The organism is Streptomyces sp. NBC_00193 (assembly GCF_026342735.1).
GTDB lineage: Bacteria > Actinomycetota > Actinomycetes > Streptomycetales > Streptomycetaceae > Streptomyces > Streptomyces stoeckheimensis.
Genome location: NZ_JAPEMM010000001.1, coordinates 1,144,065 through 1,158,562 on the forward strand (window position 1 = coordinate 1,144,065; position 14,498 = coordinate 1,158,562).

Consider the following 14,498-nt stretch of genomic DNA (forward strand, 5'->3'; position numbering starts at 1 on the left):
CCGCGGGACCCGTACGGGTACGGCTACGGGTGCGGGCGGCCGGACGGCCGCCCCTCCCCTACGGGACGCGGACGATCAGGGCGTCGCCCTGGCCGCCGCCACCGCACAGGGCGGCCGCGCCGACCCCGCCACCGCGGCGCTTGAGCTCCAGCGCCAGGTGCAGCACCACGCGGGCGCCGGACATGCCGATCGGGTGACCCAGGGCGATGGCGCCGCCGTTGACGTTCACCTTTTCCGGGGTCACGCCGAGGTCCTTCATTGACTGCACGGCGACCGCCGCGAAGGCCTCGTTGATCTCGATGAGGTCGAGGTCCTCGACGCCGAGGCCCTCCTTCTTCAGGGCGTGCAGGATCGCGTTGGAGGGCTGCGACTGGAGCGAGTTGTCCGGGCCCGCCACGTTGCCGTGGGCGCCGATCTCGGCGAGCCACTCCAGGCCCAGCTCCTCTGCCTTGGCCTTGCTCATCACGACCACGGCGGCCGCACCGTCGCTGATCTGCGAGGAGGTGCCCGCGGTGATGGTGCCGTCCTTGGCGAAGGCCGGACGCAGCTTGCCGAGGGACTCGGCGGTGGTCTCGGCCCGGATGCCCTCGTCCTGCGAGAACACCACCGGCTCGCCCTTGCGCTGCGGGATCTCGACCGGGGTGATCTCGGCCTCGAAGACGCCGTTCTTCTGCGCGGCGGCGGCGCGCTGGTGGGAGGTGGCCGCGAACGCGTCCTGCGGGGCCCGCTCGATGCCCAGGCGGGTGTTGTGCTTCTCGGTGGACTCGCCCATCGCGATGTTCTCGAAGGCGTCGGTGAGGCCGTCGTAGGCCATCGCGTCGAGCATCTCGATGGCGCCGTACTTGTAGCCCTCGCGGGACTTCGGCAGCAGGTGCGGGGCGTTGGTCATGGACTCCTGACCGCCCGCGACCACGATGTCGAACTCCCCGGCGCGGATGAGCTGGTCCGCCAGGGCGATGGCGTCGAGGCCCGACAGGCACACCTTGTTGATGGTGAGCGCGGGCACGTTCATGGGGATCCCGCCCTTGACGGCGGCCTGGCGGGCGGGAATCTGGCCCGCGCCGGCCTGGAGCACCTGGCCCATGATCACGTACTGGACCTGGTCGCCGGAGATCCCGGCCCGTTCCAGCGCGGACTTGATGGCGAAGCCGCCGAGGTCGGCACCCGAGAAGGACTTCAGCGAGCCGAGCAGTCGCCCCATGGGCGTGCGGGCCCCGGCGACGATCACTGACGTGGTGTTGTTCGTTCCGGACATGGAGCACAGCCCCTTGAAGATGAGGAGTGAACGAGGGTTTACCCGAATGTACTGAGCGGTACCCGTGCCGTCACCGGCGCGTGAGTGTGATCGCGCGCACGTTGCGTAACCGCCTCCGGTAGCGCTGCACTGTGTCCATGCTGACAAGAATCGACCACATCGGGATCGCCTGCTTCGACCTGGACAAGACGGTTGAGTTCTACCGTGCCACGTACGGCTTCGAGGTGTTCCACTCCGAGGTCAACGAGGAGCAGGGCGTCCGCGAAGCCATGCTGAAGATCAACGAGACCTCCGACGGCGGAGCCTCCTACCTCCAGCTCCTGGAGCCCACCCGCGAGGACTCCGCGGTCGGCAAGTGGCTGGCCAAGAACGGCGAGGGCGTCCACCACATCGCCTTCGGCACCGAGGACGTCCAGGGCGACTCGGAGGCCATCCGCGGCAAGGGCGTCCGCGTCCTCTACGACCAGCCCCGCACCGGCTCGATGGGCTCCTCGATCACCTTCCTGCACCCCAAGGACTGCCACGGCGTCCTCACCGAACTGGTCACGAGCAACCCCGACCACTCGACCGCCCAGCACTGACGGGCTTGCGTTACGGCACATCACCGGATGTGGTGCGCCGTCCGCGTCCGGCCGTCTCGCTGGTGCGGGAACCCGTGCAGTCCGCCGGATCGGCGTTCGGCTCCGCCTCGGGAACTTCACACGTCGCCAACAGGCGCCGCGAGCGCCGACTCCTGTGGCGCCGTCGGCAGCAGCTCGACCTGCACCACGAGCTTCACGTCAACGACGGTACGTTCCGCCCCGGACACATGCATTCGAACAGCCCAAATCGGCACTCCGCGGACCCGGAGAGGGAATCTCCGCAGGGTCAGCTCGTCCGGGTTCCCGCACTAGGGCACTGATGTCCCGTTTCCCCGGCCGGTAGAGTGGCTTTGGCTCGGCCGGGGTTCGGCGCGGAGACGGGGTCGGGGCCTGTATCGACCGACCCGGAATCTGACACCATTCCCCGGGGGCGTCGTTCAGCGGGCGGACGGTGCTCATTCGGTAGTGAGCTTGCGACCAGGGGACGGATGGGACCGCGCTGTGCGGGGCTACGAAAGCCAGGAGAGCCATCAGGCCGAGGCCGACCATCTCTCGCGCTTCGAAGCCGAGATGGAGCGGCTGAAGAAGGAACGCGGGAAGGCCGTCCAGCACGCCGATGACCTGGGGTACCAGGTCGAGGTGCTGCGCGCCAAGCTCCACGAGGTACGCCGCAACCTGGCGTCCCGCCCCGCCTATGACGGCGCGGACATGGGGTACCAGGCGGAGCAGCTGCTCCGTAATGCCCAGATCCAGGCCGACCAGATGCGTTCGGACGCCGAGCGCGAGCTGCGCGACGTCCGGGCCCAGACCCAGCGCATCCTCCAGGAGCACGCCGAGCACCAGGCGCGGCTCCAGGCCGAACTGCACGCCGAGGCCGTCAACCGCCGCCAGCGCCTGGACCAGGAGCTGAGCGAGCGCCGTCAGACGGTGGAAGCCCACGTCAACGAGAACGTGGCCTGGGCCGAGCAGTTGCGCGCCCGTACCGAAGCCCAGGCCCGCCGGCTCATGGACGAGTCCCGCGCCGAGGCCGAGCAGACCCTGAACACCGCGCGCGCCGAGGCCGCCCGGGTCGCCTCCGAGGCCACCCGCCGGCTCGCCTCCGAGAACGAATCCGCCCGCGCCGAAGCCGAGTCGACCCTGCTGCGCGCCCGCAAGGAGGCCGAGCGGCTTCTGACCGCCGCCTCCGCGCAGGCCCAGGAGGCCACCGAGCACGCGGAGCGGCTGCGCTCCACCACCTCCGCCGAGGCCGAGCAGACCCGTCGCCAGACGATGGACCTGGGCCGGGTCGCCGAGCAGCGCACGCAGGAGGCCGAAGGGGCCCTGCGCGAGGCCCGCGCGGCCGCGGAGAAGCTGCTCGCGGAGGCCAAGGAGAGCGCCGCCCGGCAGCTCGCGTCGGCGGAGTCCGTCAACGAGCAGCGCACCCGTACGGCCAAGGAGCAGGTGGCCCGCCTGGTGGGCGAGGCCAACAAGGAGGCCGAGGCCCTCAAGGCCGAGGCCGAGCAGGCGCTCGCCGATGCCCGCGCGCAGACCGAGCGGCTGCGCGCCGAGGCCGGCGAGCAGGCCCGTACGGCGGCGGCCGAGGACACGGCGGCCCAGCTGGCGAAGGCGGCCCGCACCGCCGAGGAGGTCCTGAACAAGGCCTCGGAGGACGCCCGCGCCACCACCCGGGCGGCGTCCGAGGAGGCCGAGCGGATCCGCGGCGAGGCCGAGGCGGAGGCCGAGCGGCTGCGCGCCCAGGCCGCGGCCACGGCCGATGAGCTCAAGGGCGCCGCGAAGGACGACACCGAGGAGTACCGGGCCCGTACGGTCGAGCTCCAGGAGGAGGCCCGCCGGCTGCGCGGCGAGGCCGAGCAGCTGCGCGCGGAGGCCGTCGCCGAGGGCGAGCGGATCCGCGGCGAGGCCCGCCGCGAGGCGGTCCAGCAGATCGAGGAGGCGGCCCGCACCGCCGAAGAGCTGCTGGGCAAGTCCCGGGCCGACGCCGACGAGGTGCGCGCCGGAGCGAACACCGAGAGCGAGCGGGTCCGCGGCGAAGCCGTCGAGCGGGCCACCACCCTGCGCAAGCAGGCCGAGGAGACCCTGGAGCGGACCCGCGCCGAGGCCGAGCGGCTGCGCGCGGAGGCCGAGGAGCAGGCCGAGTCGGTACGGGCCGAGGCGGACGCCGCGGCGGCCGTGCGGCGCGAGGAGACCGAGCGGGCCCTGGCGGCGAAGCGGGCGGAGGCCGACGAGGAGCTCGTCCGGCTGCACACCGACGCCGAGGGACGCCTGGCGACCGCCGAGCAGACGCTGCGCGATGCCCGGGCGGCCGCGGAGAACATCCGCAAGGAGACCACCGAGGAGAACGACCGGCTGCGCGCCGAGTCGGCGGAGCGGATCCGCACGCTGCAGACGCAGTCGGAGGCGGAGGCCGAGCAGCTGCGCACGGAGGCGGCGCAGGACGCCGGCCGGGTCCGCGCGGAGGCCGAGCAGTCCGCGGTACGGCTGACCGGCGAGGCCGAGGCGGAGGCGGAGCGGCTGCGCTCCGAGGCGAAGGAGACCGCGGACCGGCTGCGCGCGGAGGCCAAGGCCGCCGCCGAGCGGGTCGCGCAGGAGGCCGCCGAGGCGCTGGCCGCCGCCCAGGAGGAGGCCGCCAGGCGCCGCCGGGAGGCCGAGGAGACCCTGACGTCGGCGCGTACGGACGCGGAGAGCGAGCGAGCGCAGGCCCGGGAGGAGAGCGAGGAGCTCCTCGCCCAGGCCCGCAAGCGTTCCGAGGACGCCACGGCCGAGGCCGTCTGGCTCACCGAGGAGGCCGAGCGGCGCGCGTCCGAGGTGGTCGCGGCGGCCGAGGCCACCGCCCAGCAGGTGCGCGACGCCGTGGCCGGACTGCACGAGCAGGCCGAGGAAGAGGTCGCGGGGCTGCGCAGCGCGGCGGAGCACTCCGCGGAGCGCACGAAGACGGAGGCCGAGGAAGAGGCCGGCCGGGTCCGCGCCGACGCGTACGCGGAGCGGGAGCGGGCCACCGAGGACGCCAACCGGATCCGCACCGAGGCGCGCACCGAGACGGACGCGGCGAAGGAACTGGCCGCTCGCACGGTCGGCGACGCGATCGCCGAGGCGGAGCGGCTGCGCACGGAGAGCACGGCCGAGGCCGAGCAGCTGCGCACGGACACGGCGGAGTACGCGCAGCGGGTGCGCACGGAGGCCACCGACGCGCTGGCCGCCTCCGAGCGCGACGCGGCCCGTACGAAGGCCGACGCCCGGGACGACGCCAACCGGATCCGGAACGAGGCCGCGGAGTCCCTGGAGGCCGCTCGCGCCGAGGGCGGCAGGATCGTCGCGGAGGCCACGGCCGAGGCCGAGCGCCTCACCGAGGAGACCCGCGCGGCCAACGAGGCCACGGTCGGCGAGGCCCAGGCGGAGGCGGCGCGGCTCACGGCCGAGGCCGAGGCCGCCGCGGAAGCGACCCGTACCGAGGCCGCGGGCACGCTGGACGAGGCCCGTTCCGAGGCGAACCGGCTGCGCACGGAGGCGGCCGAGCAGGCGGACCGCCTGATCTCCGAGGCCGCCACGGAGGCGGAGCGGCTCACCGAGGAGACCCGCGCGGCCAATGCGCTGACGGTCGGTGAGGCCGAGGCCGCGGCCGAGGCGCTGCGGGCCGAGGCGGCCGCCGCCCTGGACGCGGCGAAGGCCAAGGCCGAGCAGCTCACGGCGCAGGCCGCGCAGACGCTGGCCGGGGCCGAGCGGGACGCGACGGGGATCCTCGTCGACGCGCGCAACGAGGGCGACCGGCTCGTCGAGGAGACGCGCACGGCCAACGAGGCCACCGTCGGCGAGGCTGCGGCGGAGGCCGACCGGCTGCGCGCCGAGGCGGCGCGCACCCTGGACGACGCCCGCGCGGAGGGCGGCCGGATCATCGGCGAGGCCACCGCGGAGGCGGACCGGGTCACGGTCGCGGCCAACGAGACCCTGGCGGGCGCCGAGCGGGAGTCCGAGCGGACCCTGGACGAGGCGCGCGCCGAGGCGGGCCGGATCCGTACCGAGGCCGCCGAGCAGGCGGACCACCTGGTCGGCGAGGCGGTCGCGGAGGCGGACCGGCTCACCGAGCAGACCCGCAAGGACACCGAGCGCACGGTCGGCGAGGCGGCGAACGAGGCCGAGCGGCTGCGGGCCGAGGCCTCCGAGGCACTGTCCTCGGCGCAGGAGCACGCGACCCGTACCCGGTCCGAGGCCGAGCGGGTCAAGGCCGAGGCCGCCACCGAGGCGGAGCGGATCCGCGGCGAGGCGCGCACCGAATCGGAGCGGGTGCTGGACGAGGCCCGCGAAGAGGCCAACAAGCGCCGCAGCGAGGCCGCGACGCAGGTCGACCGGCTCATCACGGAGGCCTCCGCGGAGGCCGAGAAGCTCACCGGGGACGCGCAGAAGCAGGCCCTGGCCGCCACGACGGCGGCCGAGGAGCAGGCGGACGCGATGGTCGACGCGGCGCGCAAGGAAGCCGCGCGGATCTCCTCGGAGGCGACCGTGGAGGGCAACTCCCTGGTGGAGAAGGCCCGTACGGACGCCGACGAGCTGCTGGTCGGGGCGCGCACCGACGCGTCGGCCATAAGGGAGCGGGCGGAGGAGCTGCGCGGCCGCGTCGAGGCGGAGGTCGAGGAGCTGCACGAGCGGGCCCGCCGGGAGTCGGCCGAGCAGATGAAGTCGGCCGGCGAGCGCGTGGACAAGCTGGTGCGGGCGGCGACCGAGCAGAGCATCGAGGCCGATGCGAAGGCCAAGGAGCTGGTGTCGGACGCGAGCAGCGAGGCGAGCAAGGTCCGCATCGCCGCGGTGCGCAAGGCGGAGGCGCTGCTCAAGGAGGCCGAGCAGAAGAAGGCCGAGCTGGTCCGGGCCGCGGAGGGCGCTCTCGCGGAGGCGAAGGCCGAGGCGGAGCGGCTCGTCGAGGAGGGCCGGCGCGAGCTGGAGGTCCTCGTGCGCAGGCGCGAGGACATTCAGGCGGAGATCTCCCGTGTCCAGGACGTTCTTGAGGCGTTGGAATCATTCGAGGCGCCTTCGGGCGGCGGAAAGCCCGGGGTCGGCGGCCAGGGCGCGGGGGGCGTGAAGGCCGGTGCGACAGCGGGTTCCACTCGATCGGGTGGCAAGACGTCAGAGGGCTAGTCAGCGCACTCGACTCTGTGCTCCTGATGGAGGTTCAGGCGAACGAGTGACAAGCATTCTGTCGCCTTGCCACTCAAAAGGGGTGTCATTGTCCAGATCAAACGCGGATTGACTCGATGACACGCCGTCCTGGCGCCTAGGATTCCCCTTAACACCTAACACCCCGCGTAGCACCTCATCGGTCTCATTCGACAGGAACCCCATGAGCGACACATCCTCCCCCTTCGGCTTCGAGCTCGTGCGGCGTGGTTACGACCGCGGTCAGGTGGACGACCGCATCACCAAGCTGGTCTCCGACCGTGACAGCGCCCTCGGACGTATCAACTCTCTGGAAAAGCGGATCGAGGAGTTGCACCTCGAGACGCAGAACGCCCAGGCTCAGGTGAACGACGCCGAGCCGTCGTACGCCGGTCTCGGCGCCCGGGTCGAGAAGATCCTGCGCCTGGCCGAGGAGGAGGCGAAGGACCTCCGTGAGGAGGCCCGTCGCGCGGCCGAGCAGCACCGCGAGCTCGCCGAGTCGGCTGCCCAGCAGGTGCGCAACGACGCCGAGTCGTTCGCCGCCGACCGGAAGTCGACCGCCGAGGACGAGGGTGTCCGGATCGTCGAGAAGGCCAAGGGCGACGCCGCTTCGCTGCGCACCGAGGCCCAGAAGGACGCGGCCTCCAAGCGCGAGGAGGCCGACGCACTCTTCGAGGAGACCCGCGCCAAGGCCGCCCAGGCCGCCGCGGACTTCGAGACCAACCTGGCCAAGCGCCGCGAGCAGTCCGAGCGCGACCTGGCCGGCCGTCAGGCCAAGGCCGAGAAGCGTCTCGCGGAGATCGAGCACCGCGCGGAGCAGCTGCGCCTGGAGGCCGAGAAGCTCCGTACGGACGCCGAGCGTCGCGCCCGCCAGACCGTGGAGACCGCGCAGCGCCAGGCCGAGGACATCGTGGCCGACGCCAACGCCAAGGCCGACCGGATCCGCAGCGAGTCCGAGCGCGAGCTGGCGGCGCTCACCAACCGCCGCGACTCGATCAACGCGCAGCTCACCAACGTCCGCGAGATGCTGGCGACGCTGACGGGTGCCGCGGTCGCCGCCGCGTCCGCGCCGATCGACGACGAGCCGGTCACGCGCGGCGTTCCGGCGCAGCAGAGCCGCTAGTCGTCGGAGATTTCCGGCACCAGTCCGCGGAAGTCAACAATCCGCTTCGACACCGAGGGCCCTTCGTCACCCATGAGAGGTGGCGTGGGGCCCTCGGGCGTTCTAGCGTGGCGGAATGATCGAGCTTGAGGGCCTTACGAAACGATTCGGCGCGAAGACCGCCGTGGACAACCTCAGCTTCCAGGTCAGACCGGGGGTGGTCACCGGCTTCCTCGGCCCCAACGGGGCGGGCAAGTCGACGACCATGCGCATGATGCTCGACCTCGACAATCCGACCAGCGGTACGGTCCGGATCGACGGGAAGCACTACCGGGATCTGCCGGAGCCGCTGAAGTACATCGGGGCACTGCTGGACGCGAAGGCGATGCACGGCGGCCGCAGCGCGTACAACAACCTGCTCTGCCTCGCCCAGGCCAACAGCATTCCGCAGCGCCGGGTCGACGAGGTGCTCGACCTGGTCGGACTGACGGCCGTGGGAAAGAAGAAGTCGAAGGGGTTCTCCCTGGGCATGGGCCAGCGCCTCGGTATCGCCGCCGCACTGCTCGGCGATCCGGAGATCCTTATGTTCGACGAGCCCGTCAATGGTCTGGACCCGGAGGGAATTCTCTGGATCCGCAATCTCATGAAGGGTCTCGCGGCGGAAGGCCGGACGATCTTCGTCTCTTCCCATCTCATGAGCGAAATGGCGCTCACCGCCGAACATTTGATCGTGATCGGGCAGGGACGGCTGCTGGCCGACACCTCGATGGCGGATTTCATCCAGCAGAACTCGCGCAGTTACGTGCGGGTCCGCTCTCCGCAGCAGGAACGGCTGAAGGACGTCCTGCACGCGGAAGGGATCGACGCCATCAGCGTTCCGGCCACCGGGACGCTGGAGATCGACGGCGTGGGTTCGGAGCGGCTCGGCGAACTGGCCGCCCAGCACCAGATCGTCCTGCACGAACTCAGCCCCCAACGGGCTTCACTGGAAGAAGCGTTCATGCGTATGACGGCGGACTCCGTCGAGTACCACGCCCACGCTCCGGGAACCCTGGGGTCCCCGGGCATGTCCCCCGACAATCCGGCCCGGCCGGCCGACGTCCCCGCCTGGGGCGCCGGCTTCGAGGCGACCCGCAAGGACGGCAAGTGACCATGTCCTATCCCGCCGTCCTCCGGTCCGAGTGGACCAAGATCCGCACCGTCGCCTCCACCAGCTGGACGCTCGCCCTGGTCTTCCTCGTCACCGTCGGGTTCGCCGCCCTGTTCGCCGCGACCTACGACACGGGCAACACCGAGATGGCCTTCGACCCGACCGCGATGAGCTTCAGCTCGCTGCAGTTCGGACAGCTGGCCATGATCGTCTTCGGTGTGATGGTCGTCAGCACCGAATACAGCACGGGCATGATCCGCACGTCGCTGGCCGCGGTGCCCAACCGCGCGCGCTTCCTGCTCGGCAAGATGGCCGTGGCCACGGCGCTGGCCCTGGCCGTCGGACTGCTGACCAGCTTCGTGTCGTTCTTCCTCACCCAGGCGCTCCTCGGCGACCGCGGCATCGGCCTCGGCGAGGAGAACGTTCTCCGCGCCGTGATCGGCGCCGGCGTGTACATGGCGCTGCTCGCCCTGTTCTGCATGGGTGTGGCGACCATGCTGCGCAGCTCCGTCGCCTCGATCAGCCTTCTGATCCCGTTCTTCCTGATCGTCTCGAACCTGCTCGCGGGCTTCGAGGCGACCCGGTCGGTCGGCCAGTACCTGCCCAGCAACGCCGGATCCAGGATCATGCTGGTCGTGCCCAACGCCTTCGGGAACCCGGAAACCCCCTACGGACCCTGGGGCGGCCTCGGGATCATGCTCCTCTGGGTGGCCGCCTCGGTCATCGGCGGCTACCTGGTCCTCAAGAAGAGGGACGCCTGACGTACTACGGGAGATCCCCGGGTCGGTTCTCAGGGGTAGCTCAGGGTCGGGGACGACATGGAACCGCAAGGGACTGGATATCCTCTTAACCCTTACGCGGGCGAGAGTCGTCCCGGCCTGGCAAGGGGCAGCAAGATGATCGAGGCAGTCGGCCTGACCAAGCGCTTCGGCGCGAAGACCGCTGTCGACGACCTTTCCTTCCAGGTCAAGCCCGGTCACGTGACGGGATTCCTGGGGCCCAACGGCTCCGGGAAGTCCACCACCATGCGCATGATCGTCGGCCTGGACCGGCCCACCGCCGGCCGGGTCACGATCAACGGCCTGCCCTTCCGCGAGCTCCCGAACGCCCAGCGGCACGTCGGAGCCCTGCTCGACGCCAAGGCCGTCCACGGCGGCCGCCGGGCCCGCACCCACCTGCTGTCGATCGCCCAGCTCTCCGGGATCCCCGAGAAGCGGGTGGACGAGGTCCTGGGCGTCGTGGGCCTGCAGGACGTGGCCCGGCAGCGCGCCAAGGGCTTCTCGCTCGGCATGGGCCAGCGGCTCGGCATCGCGACCGCCCTGCTCGGCGACCCCCAGGTGCTGCTCTTCGACGAGCCGGTCAACGGACTCGACCCGGAGGGCATCCTCTGGGTCCGCAATCTGATGCGCCGGCTCGCCTCCGAGGGCCGCACCGTCTTCGTCTCCTCCCACCTCATGAGCGAGATGGCGCTGACCGCCGACCACCTGATCGTGATCGGCCGGGGGCGGCTGCTCGCCGACATGGGCACCCAGGACTTCATCACCCACAATTCGGCCGGATTCGCCCGGGTGCGCACGGCCGACACAGACCCGGGCGGCTGGGACACCCTCGGTTCCGTCCTGACCAAGGCGGGCGGCCGGGTCCTCCGGGAGCCCGACGGGGCCCTGCGGGTGACCGGGCTGGAGCTCCCTCAGATCTCCGACCTCGCGCACGCGGCCGGCGTACGGCTGTGGGAGCTGTCGCCGCACCGGGCCTCGCTGGAGGAGGCGTACATGCGGATGACCCAGTCCTCCGTCGAGTACACCTCCACCGAGGACCCGCGCGCCGAGCTCTGGGAGCCCGAGCCGCTGAGCGTCCCGAAGTGGGAGGAAGAGGCACTGGAGGCCGCCGAGGCCCTCCAGGTCCCCGCGGCGGGCTTCTTCGCGCCCCCGCCGCCGGGCGCCGCCGGGCAGCCCTTCCTGATGCCCGCCAGCCCCGGCGAACTCACCGGCTCCACGAGCGGGACCGGGGCCGGGCACTCCCCCGACGCAGGGCACGCCCCCGACCCCGTGCACACCCCCGCGCAGAAGCCCGAGGACCAGAGATGACCGCCCCGACGATCGCGACCGACGGGGAGCAGAGCCCGCCGGGATACACCTCGCCCCTGCCGGCCCGCCGGCCGCACCTGGGGCACGCGCTGGCCTCGGAGTGGACCAAGCTGACCTCGGTGCGCTCCACGATGTGGACGCTCGGGGCCCTGGTGCTGCTCGTCATCGGCATCGGCGGCGCGGTGATCCTGCAGACCTCCTCCACCGACTACGAGCAGATGCCGTTCATCGCCCCGGCCCTGTTCGGCCTGCTGGTCGGGCAGCTGGCGGTGATGGTGCTCGGGGTGCTGACCATCAGCTCCGAGCACGGCACCGGCCTGATCCGCACCACGTTCACGGCCGCCCCCGACCGGTACCGGGTGCTCACCGCGAAGTACCTCGTCTTCGCCGCCACCGCCTTCTTCGTCACGGCCGGGTCCGTCTGCCTGGTCGGGCTGACCGCGACGATCCTGCACGACGGCCGGGGCTCCGGGGCGCACGCGAGCGCCGAGTGGGCCACCGGACTCCTGGGCAGCTTCTACGTCACCCTGCTCGGCGTGCTGGCCATGGCGGTCGGGGCGCTGGTGCGGCACTCCGCCGGGGCCATCGCCGTGATGCTCGGGGTCGTCACGCTGCCGCCGGTGATAGGGGCGGTGCTCAGCATCTGGGAGGCCCTGGCCCCGGTGGGCCGGGCGCTGCTCCAGTTCAACGCGCCGGTGGCGCTGATCACCTTGTTCGGCATGCCGCTGGACAGCACCGAGGCCCCGGCCGACGGGAGCCCGCCGTACCCGGCGAGCCTGAGCCACCTGGTGCTGATCCTGCTGGTGACGGGCATCGCGGTCGCCGCTTCGTACGTGGTGTCCGGCCGCCGGGACGTCTGACTCGGGCGCGGCCGACTCGGGCGCGTCCGACTCAAGCGCGTCCGACTTCAGTACTTGGGAGCGTTGCGGGACCGCTGCACCTTGGAGGTGCGGCGGTCCTTCGCGTTCCAGCAGGCCTTGTGCCAGTGCCGGCGGTCGTCGACCCCGCCGTACTCGGGCCAGGCCACGAGGTGCGGGGTGCCCGAGGGGATCTCCTGGTCGCAGCCGGGGCAGCGGTAGCGCTTGCCCGCAGCGCTCGCGCCCGCGACGTGCCGGACCTTCCACTCCTCGCCCTGGTACTCCTCCGTGCGCTCCAGGCCGTACCGGTCCAGACTGCCCGGGCCCGAGCCCTGGTCCGAACGATCGGCTGGATTCTCGCCGCCCCTGGGGCGGTTGTGGCGCGGTGACACGTATACCTCACGGATGGGCGGACGGCAGTGACTTTCTCCCAGACTACGCGCAGCGAGCCGGGGTACCCGCAGGGTGGCCGAAGGACGACCGTAGTACGGATCAACCGGTTGGCGTGACTGACCCGACAATCCCAATAACTTTCCGTTCAGGCCGTGCCTTTGGCACGTGTCAGACGTTGTTGCCGGTGAAGAAACCGGTCCGCCTGGGGGAGGCCGCGTCAGCCGCGAGGAGGCTAAAGGCGATGCGCGTAGGAGCATTTGTACTGGCGGCCCAGTTCCCGGGACAGGGACAGGGCGAGGCACTGCACCGGGCGGTGCGGACCGCCGAGGTGGCCGAGGAGGCCGGACTCGACTCGGTCTGGCTCGCCGAACACCACTTCGTCCCGTACGGGGTCTGCCCGTCCGCGGTGACCCTGGCGGCCCTGATGCTGGGCCGCACCCGGCGGCTGCGCGTGGGCACCGCGGTGAGCGTGCTGCCGAACACCCACCCGGTGGCCCTGGGCGAGCAGGCGGCCCTGCTGCACCTGACCTCGGAGGGGCGGTTCACCCTCGGGGTGGGCCGGGGCGGTCCCTGGGTGGACCTGGAGGTCTTCGGCGGCGGGCTCGACGCGTACGAGAACCGCTTCCCGGAGGACCTGGACCTGCTGCGCCGCTGGCTGGCCGAGCCGCGCGTGGGGGCGCCTGCGGCAACGGCCGGCGGCCGGGAGGGCTTCCGCGAAGTGGCCGTCGTACCGCGGGCGTCGGAGTCGCTGGACGGGGACGGGACAGGGCCGGAACTGATCGTCGCCTGCACCTCCCCCGGCTCGGTACGGCTGGCCGCGGAGCGCGGACTGCCGATGCTGCTGGGCATGCACTGCGGGGACGAGGACAAGGCCGCCATGGTCGAGCTGTGGCGGCGCACGGCGCGCGCCGCGGGACGCTCTCCCGAGGCGGGCCACGTGTCGGCCGGGGTCTGCCAGCTGGCGGACCGGACGGCGGACGCCCGTGAAACGCTGCTGAAGGCGATGCCGGGCTGGCTCAAGCAGGGCCTGGACGCGCACGTCACGGTGGACGGGCGGCAGCGGGCGATGCGGGACCCGGTCGCGTACACCGAGCTCCTGTGCGATCTGCACCCCGTGGGCACACCGGAGCTGGCGGCCGACCGGCTCGCGGCCACGTCGGAACGTACGGGCATCACGCGGTTCGCCCTGCTGACGGAAGGATCGGGCGATCTCGCCTCGACCGAGGAGAACCTCCGGCGCCTCGGCGCCGAGGTGCTGCCCCGGCTCGGCTGAGACCAGGGCTGCCGCTCCGTTGGCACCGGAGCGGCAGCGAGGTACCGGTCATGCGGCGGTGCGGACTGCGGTCGTGCTGAGGTGCTGTCGTGCTGGTCGTGCGGTCGTGCTGGTCGTGCGCAGTGCTGTCGTGCGGAACTTCCTGCTAACAGTCGCGCATTTCGGGCGACTGGTTGAGCAGCTGACCACGGATCGAAGTGAACTTGGCCAGCCGGTCGTCCACCGAGGAGTCCAGCGGGAACACCGCAACCCGGTGGCAGTTCTGGAATGCCAGGCGCACTCCGAAGTGGCGCTGCAGCGCACCCCGTATCGCGTCACTCGCAAGGGCACGCAGCAGCTGGCCACGCGCCTGCTCGTCCGGCGGCGGCGTCTGGTTGTCGGCGAACTGTCCGCCGTCCACCTTGAGCTGGGCCACCAACGAGCTGATCATCTCCCATGCGTAGGGCAGGGAGGTCCGGACGCAGTCGACGAAAGCGGCTTCGTCGACCTCGCCTCGCTCGGCCTGTTCGAGTAGGGCCGGTGAGACGTCGAGCGACATGGGTTCTCCTCTCGCGACTCCGGCCGATTAGGTTGCCGGAGCCTTACGGGCAGGGAGGGAGATCGCCACGCAGTGTGCACGCGTCGCAACCTCCCGCTCACCACGGTAGGCGCCCGGTGG

Annotated in this window: 11 protein-coding genes; 8 read left to right on the plus strand and 3 right to left on the minus strand. The window is 71.8% G+C overall.

Annotation, left to right across the window (positions count from 1 at the left end):
• Positions 1-58 precede the first annotated feature (58 nt).
• Positions 59-1,255 (minus strand): acetyl-CoA C-acetyltransferase, encoded by a 1,197-nt coding sequence (locus OG898_RS04680; RefSeq protein ID WP_266955128.1) that lies wholly within the window; start codon positions 1,253-1,255, stop codon positions 59-61.
• A 137-nt stretch (positions 1,256-1,392) separates the two neighbouring features.
• On the opposite strand from OG898_RS04680, the gene mce reads away from it, so the two are divergent.
• From mce to OG898_RS04715, 7 genes are all read left to right on the plus strand, one after another.
• On the plus strand, positions 1,393-1,836 hold the full coding sequence (gene mce / locus OG898_RS04685; protein WP_250744755.1) for a methylmalonyl-CoA epimerase: 444 nt from the start codon (positions 1,393-1,395) through the stop codon (positions 1,834-1,836).
• 501 nt (positions 1,837-2,337) lie between these two features.
• Positions 2,338-6,960, plus strand: a complete 4,623-nt coding sequence (scy, locus tag OG898_RS04690) for a polarized growth protein Scy (RefSeq protein ID WP_266955130.1) — start codon at positions 2,338-2,340, stop codon at positions 6,958-6,960.
• Between the two features lie 202 nt (positions 6,961-7,162).
• A complete protein-coding gene (locus OG898_RS04695) occupies positions 7,163-8,101 on the plus strand; it encodes a cellulose-binding protein (protein ID WP_243336252.1) in 939 nt (312 codons plus the stop codon).
• A 115-nt stretch (positions 8,102-8,216) separates the two neighbouring features.
• Positions 8,217-9,230 (plus strand): ABC transporter ATP-binding protein, encoded by a 1,014-nt coding sequence (locus OG898_RS04700; RefSeq protein ID WP_250744753.1) that lies wholly within the window; start codon positions 8,217-8,219, stop codon positions 9,228-9,230.
• Between the two features lie 2 nt (positions 9,231-9,232).
• Positions 9,233-9,991 carry an ABC transporter permease gene (locus tag OG898_RS04705; RefSeq protein WP_250744815.1) on the plus strand — a complete coding sequence of 253 codons (759 nt, stop codon included), beginning with the start codon at positions 9,233-9,235 and terminating at the stop codon, positions 9,989-9,991.
• Between the two features lie 135 nt (positions 9,992-10,126).
• Entirely contained in the window at positions 10,127-11,317 is a 1,191-nt protein-coding gene (locus OG898_RS04710) for an ABC transporter ATP-binding protein (RefSeq protein ID WP_266955133.1), read from the plus strand.
• A complete protein-coding gene (locus OG898_RS04715; protein ID WP_250744751.1) occupies positions 11,314-12,177 on the plus strand; it encodes an ABC transporter permease in 864 nt (287 codons plus the stop codon). The genes OG898_RS04710 and OG898_RS04715 overlap by 4 nt, the downstream gene beginning before the upstream one ends.
• A gap of 47 nt (positions 12,178-12,224) precedes the next feature.
• Here the strand turns inward: OG898_RS04715 and OG898_RS04720 are convergent, their stop codons facing one another.
• Complete coding sequence (locus OG898_RS04720; RefSeq protein WP_250744750.1) at positions 12,225-12,566, minus strand: ATP/GTP-binding protein; 342 nt, start codon at positions 12,564-12,566, stop codon at positions 12,225-12,227.
• A 242-nt stretch (positions 12,567-12,808) separates the two neighbouring features.
• On the opposite strand from OG898_RS04720, the gene OG898_RS04725 reads away from it, so the two are divergent.
• Positions 12,809-13,840, plus strand: coding sequence for an LLM class flavin-dependent oxidoreductase (locus OG898_RS04725; protein ID WP_250744749.1), 1,032 nt, complete (start codon positions 12,809-12,811; stop codon positions 13,838-13,840).
• 145 nt (positions 13,841-13,985) lie between these two features.
• Here OG898_RS04725 and OG898_RS04730 read toward each other — a convergent pair whose 3' ends face one another.
• Entirely contained in the window at positions 13,986-14,378 is a 393-nt protein-coding gene (locus tag OG898_RS04730; RefSeq protein WP_243336246.1) for an SCO5389 family protein, read from the minus strand.
• Positions 14,379-14,498: the final 120 nt, after the last annotated feature.

Excerpts from the sequence above, each read along its gene's own strand:
- OG898_RS04680 (WP_266955128.1), bottom strand. The coding sequence starts at position 1,255 with ATGTCCGGAACGAACAACACCACGTCAGTGATCGTCGCCGGGGCCCGC.
- mce (WP_250744755.1), top strand. The coding sequence starts at position 1,393 with ATGCTGACAAGAATCGACCACATCGGGATCGCCTGCTTCGACCTGGAC.
- OG898_RS04695 (WP_243336252.1), top strand. The coding sequence starts at position 7,163 with ATGAGCGACACATCCTCCCCCTTCGGCTTCGAGCTCGTGCGGCGTGGT.
- OG898_RS04700 (WP_250744753.1), top strand. The coding sequence starts at position 8,217 with ATGATCGAGCTTGAGGGCCTTACGAAACGATTCGGCGCGAAGACCGCC.
- OG898_RS04705 (WP_250744815.1), top strand. The coding sequence starts at position 9,233 with ATGTCCTATCCCGCCGTCCTCCGGTCCGAGTGGACCAAGATCCGCACC.
- OG898_RS04710 (WP_266955133.1), top strand. The coding sequence starts at position 10,127 with ATGATCGAGGCAGTCGGCCTGACCAAGCGCTTCGGCGCGAAGACCGCT.
- OG898_RS04715 (WP_250744751.1), top strand. The coding sequence starts at position 11,314 with ATGACCGCCCCGACGATCGCGACCGACGGGGAGCAGAGCCCGCCGGGA.
- OG898_RS04725 (WP_250744749.1), top strand. The coding sequence starts at position 12,809 with ATGCGCGTAGGAGCATTTGTACTGGCGGCCCAGTTCCCGGGACAGGGA.
- OG898_RS04730 (WP_243336246.1), bottom strand. The coding sequence starts at position 14,378 with ATGTCGCTCGACGTCTCACCGGCCCTACTCGAACAGGCCGAGCGAGGC.